The organism is Arthrobacter sp. TJ-266, from assembly GCF_058269115.1.
Window position 1 is genome coordinate 530,070 of the sequence record NZ_JBZCNC010000001.1, and the last position, 13,068, is coordinate 543,137.

The window sequence follows — 13,068 nt, forward strand, 5'->3', positions numbered from 1 at the left end:
GATGACCGTCGAAGCCTCGGTGACCATCCCGGGTGACACCTTCTCGCGGGTGGCGCTGACGGACAGCGCGGTGGAACTGCTGGACAGGCTCTGGCTCATCCACGGGCCGCTGATGTTCCACCAGTCGGGCGGGTGCTGCGACGGGTCCTCGCCCATGTGCTACCCGGCGGGGGAGTTCATCACGGCCGAGGCGGACGTGCTGCTCGGCGTCCTGGACGTCTCGGCGGGTGCGGAGGGCAGGGTCGCCGCACCCGCGGGGGACGACGACGGCGAGCCGCGGCTCATCGAGTTCTGGATGTCCCGGGAGCAGTTCGAGTACTGGCGCCACACGCACCTGACGGTCGACGTGGTACCCGGACGCGGCAGCGGCTTCTCGGTCGAGGCACCGGAGGGCAAGCGGTTCCTCATCCGCTCACGGCTCATGGGCTGACCCGCGCACAGGTGAACAGGAAGGGGCCCGGCGATCGCCGGGTCCTTCCTGCCTGCGCCGCGCAGCGGGTCCAGGTGCGCGGGACCCAGGAGCTGCTCAGTGGGTGTGGTGGCCGGGGTCGACGGCGAGGACGATCCCCAGCAGGTCGTTCAGGGCGTGCCCCAGCCGCGGGTCCACGAGCTCGTACCGCGTGCGCCGACCCTCCGGGACGGACACCACGAGTCCGCAGCCCCGCAGGCACGACAGGTGGTTGGAGAGACTCTGGCGGCTCACGCCCAGGGCGTCGGCCAGCTCGCTCGGGTAGGCGGGAGCCTCCGTCAGGGCCACGAGGATCCGTACGCGGGTGGGGTCCGAGAGGGCGGTGCCCACACGCCCCAGCACCGAGGTGGACGTCACGGTCTGCAGCATCAGTGGCTCAGCTCCGTCTCGTGCGGCACGTGACCCAGGGGCTCGATCTGGAAGGTGCAGTGGTCGATCCCCACCTCGAAGTGCTGACCCACGCACTCCTGCAACTGGTCGAGGACGGCGTGCGCCGAGCCGTCGCGGTAGCAGGCGTCGTCCACCACGATGTGCGCCGTGAGGACGGGCAGGCCGGTGGCGATCTGCGTGATGTGGAGATCGTGCACGTCGCGGACCTGCGGGAGGCGGGCGATGTGCGCGCGCACCTCCTCGAGATCGATGCCGGCGGGCGTGGACTCGAGCAGCACGTCGATGGTCTCGCGGAGGAGCTTCAGGGTGCGGGGGATGATCAGCGCCCCGATGAGCAGTGCCACCACGGCGTCGGCGCGCATCCAGCCCGTCAGCGTGATGACGACGGCGGCGACGATCACGGCCACGGACCCGAGGGCGTCGTTCAGCACCTCGAGGAAGGCGGCGCGGAGATTGAAGGTGGCGGTCCGGTGCCGGGCGAGGAGCCCGAGCGCCGCGAGGTTGCCGGCCAGGCCGATCACGCCGAAGACGATCATCTCCGGAGCCGCGACGACCTCCGGCGTGATGAGACGCCGCACTCCCTCGACGAGCACGTACGCGCCGACCGCCAGCAGGAACGCGGCCTGCAGGAGCGCGGCGATGACCTCCGCCCGGCGGAAACCCCAGGAGCGCCGGGCGGTGGCCGGCCGGACGGCGAGGGTCGCCGCGCCGAGGGCCATGGCGAGCCCTGCGGCGTCGGTGAGGACGTGCACCGAGTCGAAGAGCAGCGCGAGGCTCCCGGTCCACACGGCTCCCACGAGTTGCAGTGCGAAGACGCCGAGCGTGATGGCGAGGGCACCCGCCAGGGGCGCGCGCGGCGCCGTCGTCGAACCGTGGTGGTGATGCTGACCCATGACCCGATAGTACAGCGGAGCATGAACCGACGACAGCGGCTTCTGTCGGCTCATCGCCTCCGGTCAGCGGTCGATCGTGGACATGTCCTCGTAGCGGTCCCCGACCGGGGCCTGGAGGGCGGTGAGCGAGGCGAGTTGCCCGGCGGAGAGGGCGAGGTCGGCCGCGGCGACGTTCTCCTCCAGGTACGCCACCTGCTTGGTCCCGGGGATCGGTGCGATGTCCTCGCCCTGCGCGAGGAGCCACGCGAGCGCCACCTGCCCGGGGGTGGCGCCGAGCTGCCGCGCTACGTGGTCCACCGCCTCGACGATCCGGATGTTGGCCTGGAGGTTCTCCCCGGCGAAGCGGGGATTGGTGCGCCGGAAATCCGACGCGTCCAGCTGCTCCACCGAGCGGATGGTGCCCGTGAGGAAGCCGCGGCCGAGCGGGGAGTAGGGCACGAAGCCGATGCCGAGTTCGCGCACGAGCGGCAGGATCTCCGCCTCGGGTTCGCGGCTCCACAGCGAGTACTCGGTCTGCAGGGCGGTGACCGGATGCACCGCGTGCGCCCGCCGGATGGTCGCGGGCGCCGCCTCGGACAGGCCGATGTGACGGATCTTCCCCTCCTCGACCAGGCCCGCGAGTGCGCCCATGGTGTCCTCGACCGGGACGGTGGGGTCCATGCGGTGCTGGTAGTAGAGATCGATGTGGTCGGTGCCGAGGCGCTTCAGGGAGCCGTCGACGGCGAGGCGGACGTTCTCCGGGCTGCCGTCGAGTCCGGGGGTGCCGCCCGCGGTGTGTGAGATGGTGCCGAACTTCGTGGCGATCACGACGTCGTCGCGTCGGCCCGCGAAGGCGCGGCCCAGCAGCTGTTCGTTCGTGTAGGGGCCGTACATCTCGGCTGTGTCGAAGAAGGTCACCCCGAGGTCCACGGCGCGCTGCAGGGTCCGGAGGGCTCCGGCGTCGTCCGTGCCGGAGCCGGTGTAGAACGCGGACATGCCCATGCAGCCGAGGCCGAGCTGGGAGACGTCGAGGCCGGAGCCGAGGGTCAGGGTCTTCATGGGGGTGCGCCTCTCGATCGGGAACGGAACCGGTGCCAGACTACGACCGCATCCTCGGCGATGGCTGGGCGAAGAGCTCTTGTTGCACACCGTGCAAAATGATCGGTACGCTTGAGCGGTGCAGACAACCGAAACCGCCGAACCGCCCGGACGGCGTGAGCAGAACAAGATCGACACGCGACGAGCCATTGCCGACGCGGCGTTCGACCTCGCGCGGTCGGTGGGTCCAGGGAGTTTCACTGTGGACCAGATCGCGGAGCGGGCCGGCGTCTCCCGCCGCACCTTCTTCAACTACTTCCACAGCGCCGAGGATGCCCTCACGGTACGCATGGACGGTTTCATGGACACGGCCATCACGGTGTTCGACCAGGTCACCGATGAGCCCCTGTTCGACTCGATCATCCGTTCCTTCGCGGAGACCACGCGCATGGAAGGGCTCGGCCAGCACGGTGAGCTGTTCCGGATGGCCGAGCTGAACCCCGATCTGCTGCGTGCGCAGCTCCATGCCTGGGAGCGTGCGGAGGCGAGGATCGTCGAGGTACTCCGCCTGCGCCTCGGCCCTTCGGCCTCGGAGCTCTACCTGAGCGCACTGGTGGCGAGTGTGCTCGCCTGCACCAAGGCTGCGATGCGCGACTGGGCGTCCTCGACGATCGCATTCGCCGGTGCGCCCGGCACCAGCACCTCCGACGACGCCTCGGGCGCCGACCTGGAGGACCGCATCCTCGGGACCCTCACCATGCTGCGGGACGGCTTCGCCGATCCCACGGCCGGACCCGTGAGACCCGACCGCCCTGCCTGACCGGCGACCGGCCCACACCGCTCGTCGAGGCTCCCACCACCGACCCACCACCTGCCCCATTCCCTTCGTGCGCTAGGACCCCCCATGGCTTTCCTGCTCTATCGGCTCGGCTCGTTCGCGTATCGCCGACGGTGGTGGGTGATCTCCGCGTGGTTGGCGATCATGCTGGCGGTCGGCGGTGCCGCCGTCGCGTTCTCGGGCACCCTCACCAACAACTTCACGATCCCCGGCACGGAATCGCAGCGCATCTCGGATCGGCTGCGTGAGGAACTGCCCGACGCCGTGGGAGGCACGGGCACCGTCGTGTTCACGGCGGAGGACGACGGTGGATTCACGCCGGAGCAGCGCGCCGCCGTGCAGTCCGCCCTGACCGAGGTCGCGGACCTCGACGGGGTCCGCGGCGTCGTGGATCCGTTCGCCGTCGCGGACCAGGTGGCGGGCGGCGAGCAGGAGCTCGTCGCGGGGCGTGCCGAGCTCGACGCGAGCGAGGCGGAGCTGACCGCCGGTGAGCAGCAGCTCGCCCAGGGACAGACGGACCTCGACGCACAGCGCCGCCAGTTCGAGCAGGCACGCGCGCAGCTCCCACCCGAGCAGGCGACGGCGACGGAGCAGCAGCTCGCCCAGGGGCAGGCGCAGCTGGACGCCACCAGGACCACGCTCGAGGACGGACGCGCGCAGCTCGAGTCCGGGCGCACGGAACTCGACCTGGCGCAGCGCCAGCTGGACGCCTCCTCCGGCGTGAAGCTGGTGTCCGACGACGGCACGGCCGCCGTTGCGAGCGTGCAGTTCGAGCAGCAGATCAACGGCGTGTCACCCGAGCTGCGGGAGTCGGTGCAGGAAGCGGCCGCGCAGGCGGAGTCCGCGGGCGTCGGTGTGGACTACAGCAAGGAGATCGTCGAGGACGTCTCCGGGATCGTCGGTGCCACCGAGGCCGTGGGCCTCGCCGTTGCCGCCGTCGTGCTGATCCTGATGCTCGGCACGCTGATCGCGGCGGGCCTGCCGCTGCTCATGGCGGTCATCGGCGTGGGTGTGGGCGTGGGCCTCACGTTCGCGCTCTCCGGCGTGATCGAGATGAACAGCATCTCCCCGGTGCTCGCCCTGATGCTCGGGCTCGCCGTCGGGATCGACTACTCCCTCTTCATCGTCAACCGCCACCGCACGCAGATGCTCCGCGGCATGGAGACGCGCGAGTCGATCGCCCGGGCCACCGGCACGGCGGGTAACGCCGTGCTCTTCGCCGGTATCACCGTGGTCGTGGCGCTTGCGGCCCTCGCCGTACCCGGGCTGCCGTTCCTCACCGTCATGGGCCTCTCGGCCGCCGGTACGGTGGCCGTCTCGGTGATCGTGGCGCTCACCCTCACCCCCGCGCTGCTCGCCGTCATGGGCCGGCGCGTCATCTCCAAGCGGCGCTGGGCCAGGGCCACGGGGAGCAAGCACTCCGCCGAGGTGCCGGTGGGCGGTGCGTCCGCGACCTCCGTCGCCGATGCCCGCGCAGCCAGGGGTGCCGGGTGGGGCGGGTTCGTCACCCGACTCCCCGTGCTCACGGTGCTGGCCAGCGTCCTCGTGCTCGGCGTGATCGCCGTCCCCGCCGCGCAGCTGCGCGTCGGGCTGCCCGACGGCGGCACGGAGCCGGCCGATTCCACGGCCTTCCAGGCCTACAGCACCATCGGCGAGAAGTTCGGGGAGGGAACCAACGGTCCGCTGATCGTCGTCGCCTCCTTGCCGGAGACGAGCGACGAGGCCGCCCGCACCGCCCTGCAGCTCGACGTCAACGACCTCCTCCGCGAGGTACCGGACGTCGCCGCGGCCGTTCCCGCCGCAGTCAGTGAGAACGGCCGCACGGCCATCTTCCAGGTGATCCCCGAGGAGGGTCCGGCGAGCGAGACGACCGAGAACCTGGTCCGGGACCTCCGCCAGGCCACGGACGAGATTGAGCAGCAGACCGGTGTCCCCATCGCGGTGACCGGGCAGACGGCCGCGAACATCGACGTCTCGGCGAAGCTGATGGAGGCCCTGCCGCTCTACCTCGGGATCGTCGTGGGGCTCTCGCTGATCCTGCTGCTGCTCGTCTTCCGCTCCATCCTCGTGCCCATCATCGCGACCACCGGCTTCCTGCTCTCACTACTCGCGAGCTTCGGGGCCACCGTGGCCATCTACCAGTGGGGCTGGCTCGGTGACATCTTCGGTGTGACGAACCCGGGGCCCATCCTGAGCTTCCTGCCGATCATCCTCATCGGGGTGCTCTTCGGGCTCGCGATGGACTACCAGATGTTCCTGGTGTCCGGCATGCGTGAGGCCTACGTGCACGGCGATGACCCGAAGGCTGCCGTGCGCATCGGCTTCAGCCACGGCGCCCGCGTGGTGACCGCCGCGGCCATCATCATGGTCTCGGTCTTCGCGGGCTTCGTCTTCTCCCACCTCGCCATGGTGCGGCCCATCGGTTTCGGGCTCGCGTTCGGCGTGCTGCTCGACGCCTTCGTGGTGCGCATGACCCTCGTGCCCGCGGCCATGTACCTGCTGGGCAAGCATGCATGGTGGATCCCCGGGTGGCTGGAGAGGATCCTGCCCGACGTCGACGTCGAGGGTGCGCGTCTGGAGCGGGAGGAACCCGCCGGGCGCACCGTCGCGGAGGAACGGGAGCTCGCAGCCCGCTAGTCCCCGGTGAGGCGAAACTACGCCTGCAGGTCAGCCCCGGGCGATCAGGGGCGTGTACCTGAAGTGGTAGGAGTCCGCCGCCGCGATCGCCCGGGAGAGCGGCACGAAGGAGCAGCGGAACAGGAGCCCGACGTCGTCACCCGGCCCGGCCGTCCCGGACGCGCCCGTGACCACGTGGTCCCACCCGTTCCGGGACTCGTCCGTGCGTGCCTCGAAGAACACGCTGACCTGCTCACCGGGTGCGAAGTCGATGAGCATGTGGCCGGCCGCGAGTGCGCGCAGCGGGCCGTCGATCACGAGGCCCGTCTCCTCGAGCACCTCGCGGCGGGCGGCGGCGTCGAGGGACTCCCCGGGGTCCACGCCGCCGCCGGGCACCTGCGTGCCGGCCTCCGGATGGTCCACCTGGTCGAAGACCAGCACGTGGGTGTTCTCGCCCGCACCGCGGACCAGGTACACACCCACCCTGATGCGCGGTGTCGGGCGGCCGTCGTCGTGTGCGGAGTCCATCTCCCCAATCTAGGTCAGCCTGGAGACTCCGACGGCGGGGACTGCGGGTCGCGCGGGGACGGGAACGGCGGGTCGAGCGGCGGGCCGATCAAGGGCTGCTGTGTGAGCCACGAGCGGGCGGCGGTCTCGGCGTCGAAGTAGGCGACCGGGAACGGCGGCTCGTAGACCTCGAGGTACAACTCGGTCAGCGCCGGGTCCAGCACGGACGGCCCCACGAGGGCGACGGCGGACAGCGACGCCCGCTGGGCGAAGTACGCCAGCGCGCCCTGACTCAGCAAGGCCATACCGTTCAGGAACATCAGCAGGTGCGCGCGGCGACCGGGAAGTGCGTGGTCGAGGGCCTCCGTGAGCGAGCGGCCGTCCGAGCTGCGGAGGACCAGCGAGGGCGACCAGCGGACACGCACGAGGGTACCGTCCTCGCACTCGATCGTGAAGCGCCGCTCCGGTGTATCCATCACCATCCCCGTCCCCTTGCACGAAGTGTAGTGACAGCACCTGACAGGCACACGGCGGGCCTCCCATCGAAGGCATGAGCTCGCGACCGGTAAGCACCCGGTTCCCGCGATCACCTCAGCCCTGACGCCCGGTGATCGACCACCGGGCGTCAGGGCTGAGGTGAAGCAGTCACCAGGTCTGACCGCTCGCTGGGTTCCAGGGGCAGCTGAGCTCTCGGCGCGGCGGCGCGGCGGTCCTGCTCAAGGAAGGCCAGCCACGCGCGGGCCTCCTCGGTCCGGGCGAAGTAGCGCGTGCGGCTGCGGGACTGGGCGATGAACGCGGCCAGTACCCGGTCCACGGGGTCGCTGCCCGTGAGCGCGATCGGCCCCTCGTGGCGGTACGCGACGAGCATCTGGCGGGCCGCCGGTGTGATGTGCCGGATGAGATCGAGGTGGACGAGCATGGGACGCGACTGCCACCGCGGTGCGTGGGTGATCGTGTTCGCCAGGACGTCGAGCTCGGCCGGCCCGATCACGGACCCCGGCCGCCACACGACCTCTGCGATCCCGGCGTCCTGCGTGACCGTGAAGTCGTTCTCGATGTCGTCTCCCTCCTCGGTCCCCAGGCGTACGTGCGGTGTCTGCTGCAGTCTCGCACCGTCCAGCACCACGTGCCACCACCGCGATGCGCGCAGGTCCGACACGCGGAGTCGATGCGCCGGACGGTATGCGCCGACGTCGAGCGGCCCGGGGGACGATCATCAGTAGGCGTAGTGTTGATGACCTGCCCCGGCCCGTTCGGCGCGCGAGAGGGCGGAACGGCCGCACCCCCGACGCATGGGGACGTATGGAGGAGGTGGGACGTGATCGATTTCGTGCGCGACAGGTTCGGTCAGATCCTGTTCGCGAGTTGGCAGCATTTCTCGCTCGTGGCGCAGTGCCTCGTGCTCGCCACGGTGCTGGCGGTGGTGGTTGCAGCCCTGGTGTACCGCAGTGCGGGGCTGACCGCGGCGGCGAACAGCGTCTCCGCGATCGGGCTGACCATCCCAGCGTTCGCACTGGTGGGTCTGCTGATCGCCCCGTTCGGCTTCGGTGTGCTCCCGGCCGTCATCGTGGTGGTCTTCTTCGCCACCCTGCCGATCCTTCGGAACGCGGTGGTGGGGCTCACGAGCATCGACGGCTCCGTGCTCGAGTCCGCCCGCGGCGTCGGGCTGAGCCGGTTCCAGACCCTGTGGCGCGTCGAGCTCCCCATGGCGTGGCCCGTCATCCTCGCGGGCGTGCGCGTCTCCGCCCAGATGGTGATGGGCATCGCCGCCATCACCGCCTACGTCCTCGGCCCCGGCCTCGGCGGCTTCATCTTCACCGGTCTGGCGCGCCTCGGCGGCGCCAACTCCCTCGAGTCCGTGGTCACCGGCACCGTTGCCGTAATCATCCTGGCTCTCGTCCTCGATCTCCTTCTCGTCGGCCTCGGCCGGCTCACCATCCCGCGAGGTATCCGTGTCTGACTCCCCCCGTACCCAGCCTTCACAGCAGGACCCCGCAGCGCAGGTCTCCGGAGCGAGCATCCTGCTCGACAAGGTGACCAAGCGCTACCCCGGCCAGGAGAAGGCCGCCGTGGACGGCCTGACCCTCGAGATCCCCGCCGGGAAGATCGTGATGCTCGTCGGTCCGTCCGGATGCGGCAAGACCACCACCTTGAAGATGATCAACCGGCTCATCGAGCCCACCGAGGGTCGGATCGTCCTCGACGGCGACGACGTCACCGGCATCAACGCGGACACCCTGCGGCGTCGCATCGGCTACGTGGTCCAGGCCGGCGGACTGTTCCCGCACATGACCGTCGCCGCGAACATCGCGATCGTCCCGAAGATGCTCGGCTGGAGCAAGGAGAGGGTCACCGCCCGCGTGGACGAACTCCTCGAGCTCGTCTCGCTCGAGCCTGCCGAGTACCGTGACCGATTCCCGCGGGAGCTCTCCGGCGGCCAGCAGCAGCGCGTCGGCGTGGCCCGCGCCCTCGCCGCGGACCCGCCCGTGCTCCTGATGGACGAACCCTTCGGCGCCGTGGACCCCATCACGCGGGTACGCCTGCAGGACGAGCTCATCAGCATCCAGCGCGAGGTCCAGAAGACCATCGTCTGCGTCACGCACGACTTCGACGAGGCCGTGAAGCTCGGTGACTGGATCGCGATCTTCACCGAGGGTGCGCAGCTCGTGCAGTACGACACCCCCGAGCGGATCCTCGCGGAGCCCGCGAACGAGTTCGTCGAGAATTTCATCGGCTCCGGCGCCGGGCTGAAGCAGCTCACCCTGACCCGCGTCAACGAGGTGGACCTGCAGGCTGCCGTGACCGCGAGACCGGGGGCGCTCACCACGGACGTCCTCTCACGGCTCGACGCCGAGGGGCACGACCACGCGGTGATCCTCGACGATCGCGATCGACCGATCCAGTGGCTCTCGCGGCGGCAGCTCGCCCGCCTGGAACGCGTCCCCGAGACGCGCGATCACCGGCTTCCCGTGGTCGGCGAGCGCGCCACGCTGAACGACGCCCTCGACATCATGCTGGTCTCCTCGGTGGGTGCCTCGCTCGTGACCGGCTCCCGCGACCGCTTCCTCGGCGTGATCGACGTCGAGACGGTCATGGTGGCCATGAGCCAGGCACACGCCCGGGCGAGGACCTCCCACGCGGAGGGTCGTCCGGTGGGCATCAACACGAGCGGCATGGCCGCCGTGGACCTCTCCGCCGATGACGCCGGATCCCTCCAGACGGCCGGGAAGGTCACCGACGATGAGTGAGGCATCGACCGGCGGTGGCCCACAGGTCGCCGCGGACGTCCCGCGTGCGCCACAGCCACCGATCGACGGCGTCCGCCGGCAATCTTGGCGCGCGCTCGTCCTCCAGCTCACGGCGATCCTCATCGCGCTCAGCCTGCTGGCCGTGTGGTTGCTGACGGCGGAGCTCACGCCGACCGAGCAGACCACGCTCAGCCCCGCCGCGATCCTCGGGTACGCCCGGGAGCATCTGGCACTGACCCTCCTCGCAGCGCTGATCGTCCTCGTGATCGCGATCCCCCTCGGGATACTCCTCACGCGCGGACCCTTCCGACGCGTGTCCGGTCCCATCCTCGCCGTCGTCAACATCGGGCAGGCGGCGCCTGCCATCGGCCTCGTGGTGCTGCTCGCGGCATGGCTGGGGTTCGGTTTCCGGGCCGCCGTCGTCGCGCTCGTCCTGTACGGGCTCCTGCCGGTGCTGCGGAACACCATGGTGGGGCTCAACCAGGTGGACGAACGGCTCGTCGAGGCCGGGCGCGGGATGGGCATGAGTGCCGCCGCCGTGTTGTTCAGGGTGGAGCTTCCCCTGGCCGTACCCATCATGCTCGCGGGTATCCGCACGGCGCTGGTGTTGCTCGTCGGCACGGCCGCTCTGTCCACGTTCATCAACGGCGGCGGCCTCGGCATCCTCATCACCACCGGCGTGAACCTGAGCCTCTCCCGCGTGCTCATCGCGGGGGCGGTGTTCGTCGCGCTGCTGGCGCTGCTCGTCGACTGGGCGGGCCGCGTCGTCGAACTCGTCGCGCGACCGAAGGGACTCTCGTGAGCACCAGGAACCATCACCGTCCGGGCACCACGGTGACGAGACGCCGCCGCCGGGTCCGCGGGCTCGCGGCGTGCGCCGGAGCCGCCGTCGTTCTGTCCGCCGTATCCGCATGCGGGCTGCAGCCCGCCACGTCCTACGTGCCCGACGCCGGGCCGGGCTCCATCCGCCCCATCGAGGGCGCTGCCGGCGCCGAACTGACGGTCACGTCGAAGAACTTCACGGAGCAGCTGATCCTCGGGAAGATCTCCGTGCTGGCGGCGCAGGCCGCGGGGTTCGAGGTCACCGATCTCACCAACGCACCGGGTTCGCAGCCGGTGCGCGATCTGATGGTGGCCGGCGAGGCCGACGTCACGTGGGAGTACACGGGTACCGCCTGGCTCGCTTTCCTCGGCCAGGCGGCCGGGATCCCCGATCAGGAGGAGCAGTACGTGGCCGTCCGTGACGCCGATGTCGTCAACGGCCTCATCTGGGGTGAGCCCGCGCCGCTGAACAACACCTATGCCATGGCCGTGCGCAGCGAGGCCGTCGAGGAGCTCGGCGGCATCACCGCCATGTCGCAGCTCGCGGAGCTGCCGCCCGAGGAGCGCACCTTCTGCGTGGAGGCCGAGTTCAACTCGCGCGCCGACGGTATGTCACCCATGCTGGCGCACTACGGGCTGGAGCGCGGAGCGGCGACGGGCGTGCCGGACGAGAACATCGGCATCTACGACACCGGCGCCATCTACGGGGCCACGGACACGGGCGCCTGCAACTTCGGCGAGGTCTTCGCGACGGACGGACGGATCGACGCGCTGGGGCTGACCATCCTCGAGGACGATCTCGGCTTCTTCCCCGCGTACAACGCCGCCCCGGTGTTCTTCGCTGAGACGCTCGAGCGCTACCCGGAGCTCGAGGGCGTTTTCGCGCAGGTGGCGCCCACCCTCACCGATGAGGCGCTCCGCGAACTGAACCTCAGGGTCGACGTCGAGGGCGAGGAACCTGCGGACGTCGCCTTCGAGTTCATGGTGGAGAACGGCTTCATCACCGCGCCCTGAGCCTGATCCCCGGGAACGAGTCATCGTCACCGGGGGCTGTCTCGCGCAGCGGCCGCCGTTCCGGGCGTCCTGTCGGAGCCGAGCATCGTGAGCAGGGAAGGATCGTCATGGACGAAGGATCAGCCCGTTGGTTCCACATCGGGCTCGGGGAGGCAGCGGCGCGCCGTGCACGCAAGGACGCCGCCGACCGTCCGGAGGGCGATCCCGGCGAACGGCCCGACGAGTGGAAGGCTTCCGATGGTCCGCTGCCGTCGGGACGATCGCAGGACGTGGACCCGGACGAGTGACAGGCCGGGTGGACGCGAACCGACCACCGTCACGAGCTGACGGCACGCTCCAGGCTCCAGCTGGCGAGGAACGGGAGCTTCCGTGCGGTGTCGGAGTCGGGCTGCGCGGTGTAGACCACGATCACCTGGTCCACGGCGCGGGGCGGTAGGACGGTCTCGATGTCGAACGAGAGCTCGCCGACGATCGGGTGCAGGATGCGCTTCGCCGCGGAGGCGTAGTCCTGGACCCCGTGATCGTCCCACCAGCGCGCGGCGTCGGGGTCGGCGCCGGTGAGGTCGTCGATCAGCGCGATCAGCGCTGCATCCTCGGGATGCCGGCCCAGCTCGCCGCGCAGAGCCGCCATGGTGGTGGCCGCGAAGTGTTCCCAGTTGACGATGCGCTCGCGCGCCATCGGGTCGAAGAACATGAACCGGGCCAGGGACGACGACGGCGGGAAGTCCCGCAGTACCGCGGTGAGGAGTGCGTTGGTCGCGAGTATCTCGCTGCGCCGCCCGAGGACGAAGGCGGGGACGTCGTCGAGCGCGGTCAGGAGCCGCAGCAGGCCGGGGTCCGCCTTCTGCTCCGCGGCGACCGCGGCGACCGCGGGCCGCGCACGGACCGACGGGTCCGCGAGCGCGTACAGGTGCGTCCGCTCGACGTCGTCGAGACGGAGGGCCCGGGCCAGCGCGTCGAGGACGCTCCGCGAGATGTTCGCCTGCCGCCCCTGTTCGAGGCGGCTGTAGTAGTCGGCGCTGACGCCGGCGAGCACGGCCAGCTCCTCCTTGCGCAGCCCCGGCACGCGCCGCGGGCCGGGGAAGGCCTGCATCCCGGCCTCGGCCGGCGTCAGGGCGTCGCGTCGCGAGCGGAGGAACGCTCCGAGCTGCTGGCGGTTGGCGGGCATGCCTCCACTGTAGGAGCTCGCCCGGCGTCCAGGGTGGCCCTGCCATGCCCCGGTCCGCCCTGATCTGGTGGCGCCCCTCGTAGGAG

At 70.5% G+C, this 13,068-nt stretch carries 15 protein-coding genes; 8 read left to right on the forward strand and 7 right to left on the reverse strand.

Annotated features, from left to right (window positions below):
- Position 1 precedes the first annotated feature (1 nt).
- Positions 2–430 carry a DUF779 domain-containing protein gene (locus tag AC4D12_RS02690; protein ID WP_490948236.1) on the forward strand — a complete coding sequence of 143 codons (429 nt, stop codon included), beginning with the start codon at positions 2–4 and terminating at the stop codon, positions 428–430.
- Between the two features lie 96 nt (positions 431–526).
- Here AC4D12_RS02690 and AC4D12_RS02695 read toward each other — a convergent pair whose 3' ends face one another.
- The 3 genes from AC4D12_RS02695 to AC4D12_RS02705 form a co-directional block, all read right to left on the reverse strand.
- Entirely contained in the window at positions 527–838 is a 312-nt protein-coding gene (locus tag AC4D12_RS02695; RefSeq protein WP_490948237.1) for an ArsR/SmtB family transcription factor, read from the reverse strand.
- Positions 838–1,752 (reverse strand): cation diffusion facilitator family transporter, encoded by a 915-nt coding sequence (locus AC4D12_RS02700; RefSeq protein WP_490948238.1) that lies wholly within the window; start codon positions 1,750–1,752, stop codon positions 838–840. Before AC4D12_RS02700 ends, AC4D12_RS02695 begins: the two co-directional genes overlap by 1 nt.
- A 63-nt stretch (positions 1,753–1,815) precedes the next feature.
- Positions 1,816–2,790, reverse strand: a complete 975-nt coding sequence (locus AC4D12_RS02705) for an aldo/keto reductase (protein WP_490948239.1) — start codon at positions 2,788–2,790, stop codon at positions 1,816–1,818.
- Positions 2,791–2,908: 118 nt separating this feature from the next.
- On the opposite strand from AC4D12_RS02705, the gene AC4D12_RS02710 reads away from it, so the two are divergent.
- Entirely contained in the window at positions 2,909–3,589 is a 681-nt protein-coding gene (locus AC4D12_RS02710; protein ID WP_490948240.1) for a TetR/AcrR family transcriptional regulator, read from the forward strand.
- Positions 3,590–3,673: 84 nt separating this feature from the next.
- Positions 3,674–6,244 (forward strand): MMPL family transporter, encoded by a 2,571-nt coding sequence (locus AC4D12_RS02715; protein ID WP_490948241.1) that lies wholly within the window; start codon positions 3,674–3,676, stop codon positions 6,242–6,244.
- A gap of 30 nt (positions 6,245–6,274) precedes the next feature.
- Here the strand turns inward: AC4D12_RS02715 and AC4D12_RS02720 are convergent, their stop codons facing one another.
- From AC4D12_RS02720 to AC4D12_RS02730, 3 genes are all read right to left on the reverse strand, one after another.
- Positions 6,275–6,751: an NUDIX domain-containing protein gene (locus AC4D12_RS02720; protein ID WP_490948242.1), complete on the reverse strand. Its 477-nt coding sequence runs from the start codon at positions 6,749–6,751 to the stop codon at positions 6,275–6,277.
- A gap of 14 nt (positions 6,752–6,765) precedes the next feature.
- Positions 6,766–7,212 (reverse strand): DUF7793 family protein, encoded by a 447-nt coding sequence (locus AC4D12_RS02725; RefSeq protein WP_490948243.1) that lies wholly within the window; start codon positions 7,210–7,212, stop codon positions 6,766–6,768.
- A gap of 143 nt (positions 7,213–7,355) precedes the next feature.
- A complete protein-coding gene (locus AC4D12_RS02730) occupies positions 7,356–7,889 on the reverse strand; it encodes a hypothetical protein (RefSeq protein ID WP_490948244.1) in 534 nt (177 codons plus the stop codon).
- 159 nt (positions 7,890–8,048) lie between these two features.
- Between AC4D12_RS02730 and AC4D12_RS02735 the strand changes: the two genes are divergently transcribed.
- The 5 genes from AC4D12_RS02735 (at position 8,049) to AC4D12_RS02755 (ending at position 12,101) form a co-directional block, all read left to right on the forward strand.
- Positions 8,049–8,690 carry an ABC transporter permease gene (locus AC4D12_RS02735; protein ID WP_490948245.1) on the forward strand — a complete coding sequence of 214 codons (642 nt, stop codon included), beginning with the start codon at positions 8,049–8,051 and terminating at the stop codon, positions 8,688–8,690.
- Positions 8,683–9,978 (forward strand): ATP-binding cassette domain-containing protein, encoded by a 1,296-nt coding sequence (locus AC4D12_RS02740; RefSeq protein WP_490948246.1) that lies wholly within the window; start codon positions 8,683–8,685, stop codon positions 9,976–9,978. The genes AC4D12_RS02735 and AC4D12_RS02740 overlap by 8 nt, the downstream gene beginning before the upstream one ends.
- A complete protein-coding gene (locus AC4D12_RS02745; RefSeq protein WP_490948247.1) occupies positions 9,971–10,780 on the forward strand; it encodes an ABC transporter permease in 810 nt (269 codons plus the stop codon). The genes AC4D12_RS02740 and AC4D12_RS02745 overlap by 8 nt, the downstream gene beginning before the upstream one ends.
- Positions 10,777–11,814 (forward strand): glycine betaine ABC transporter substrate-binding protein, encoded by a 1,038-nt coding sequence (locus AC4D12_RS02750; RefSeq protein WP_490948248.1) that lies wholly within the window; start codon positions 10,777–10,779, stop codon positions 11,812–11,814. Before AC4D12_RS02745 ends, AC4D12_RS02750 begins: the two co-directional genes overlap by 4 nt.
- A gap of 107 nt (positions 11,815–11,921) precedes the next feature.
- The gene (locus tag AC4D12_RS02755; RefSeq protein WP_490948249.1) at positions 11,922–12,101 is read left to right on the forward strand and encodes a hypothetical protein; all 180 of its coding nucleotides are present in this window, start codon (positions 11,922–11,924) and stop codon (positions 12,099–12,101) included.
- Between the two features lie 29 nt (positions 12,102–12,130).
- Here the strand turns inward: AC4D12_RS02755 and AC4D12_RS02760 are convergent, their stop codons facing one another.
- Positions 12,131–12,982 (reverse strand): helix-turn-helix transcriptional regulator, encoded by an 852-nt coding sequence (locus tag AC4D12_RS02760; RefSeq protein ID WP_490948250.1) that lies wholly within the window; start codon positions 12,980–12,982, stop codon positions 12,131–12,133.
- Positions 12,983–13,068 lie beyond the last annotated feature (86 nt).

Bases quoted from the DNA above. Each gene is read 5' to 3' on its own strand.
- AC4D12_RS02690 (WP_490948236.1), top strand. From the start codon at position 2: ATGACCGTCGAAGCCTCGGTGACCATCCCGGGTGACACCTTCTCGCGG.
- AC4D12_RS02695 (WP_490948237.1), bottom strand. From the start codon at position 838: ATGCTGCAGACCGTGACGTCCACCTCGGTGCTGGGGCGTGTGGGCACC.
- AC4D12_RS02700 (WP_490948238.1), bottom strand. From the start codon at position 1,752: ATGGGTCAGCATCACCACCACGGTTCGACGACGGCGCCGCGCGCGCCC.
- AC4D12_RS02705 (WP_490948239.1), bottom strand. From the start codon at position 2,790: ATGAAGACCCTGACCCTCGGCTCCGGCCTCGACGTCTCCCAGCTCGGC.
- AC4D12_RS02715 (WP_490948241.1), top strand. From the start codon at position 3,674: ATGGCTTTCCTGCTCTATCGGCTCGGCTCGTTCGCGTATCGCCGACGG.
- AC4D12_RS02720 (WP_490948242.1), bottom strand. From the start codon at position 6,751: ATGGACTCCGCACACGACGACGGCCGCCCGACACCGCGCATCAGGGTG.
- AC4D12_RS02725 (WP_490948243.1), bottom strand. From the start codon at position 7,212: ATGGTGATGGATACACCGGAGCGGCGCTTCACGATCGAGTGCGAGGAC.
- AC4D12_RS02745 (WP_490948247.1), top strand. From the start codon at position 9,971: ATGAGTGAGGCATCGACCGGCGGTGGCCCACAGGTCGCCGCGGACGTC.
- AC4D12_RS02755 (WP_490948249.1), top strand. From the start codon at position 11,922: ATGGACGAAGGATCAGCCCGTTGGTTCCACATCGGGCTCGGGGAGGCA.
- AC4D12_RS02760 (WP_490948250.1), bottom strand. From the start codon at position 12,982: ATGCCCGCCAACCGCCAGCAGCTCGGAGCGTTCCTCCGCTCGCGACGC.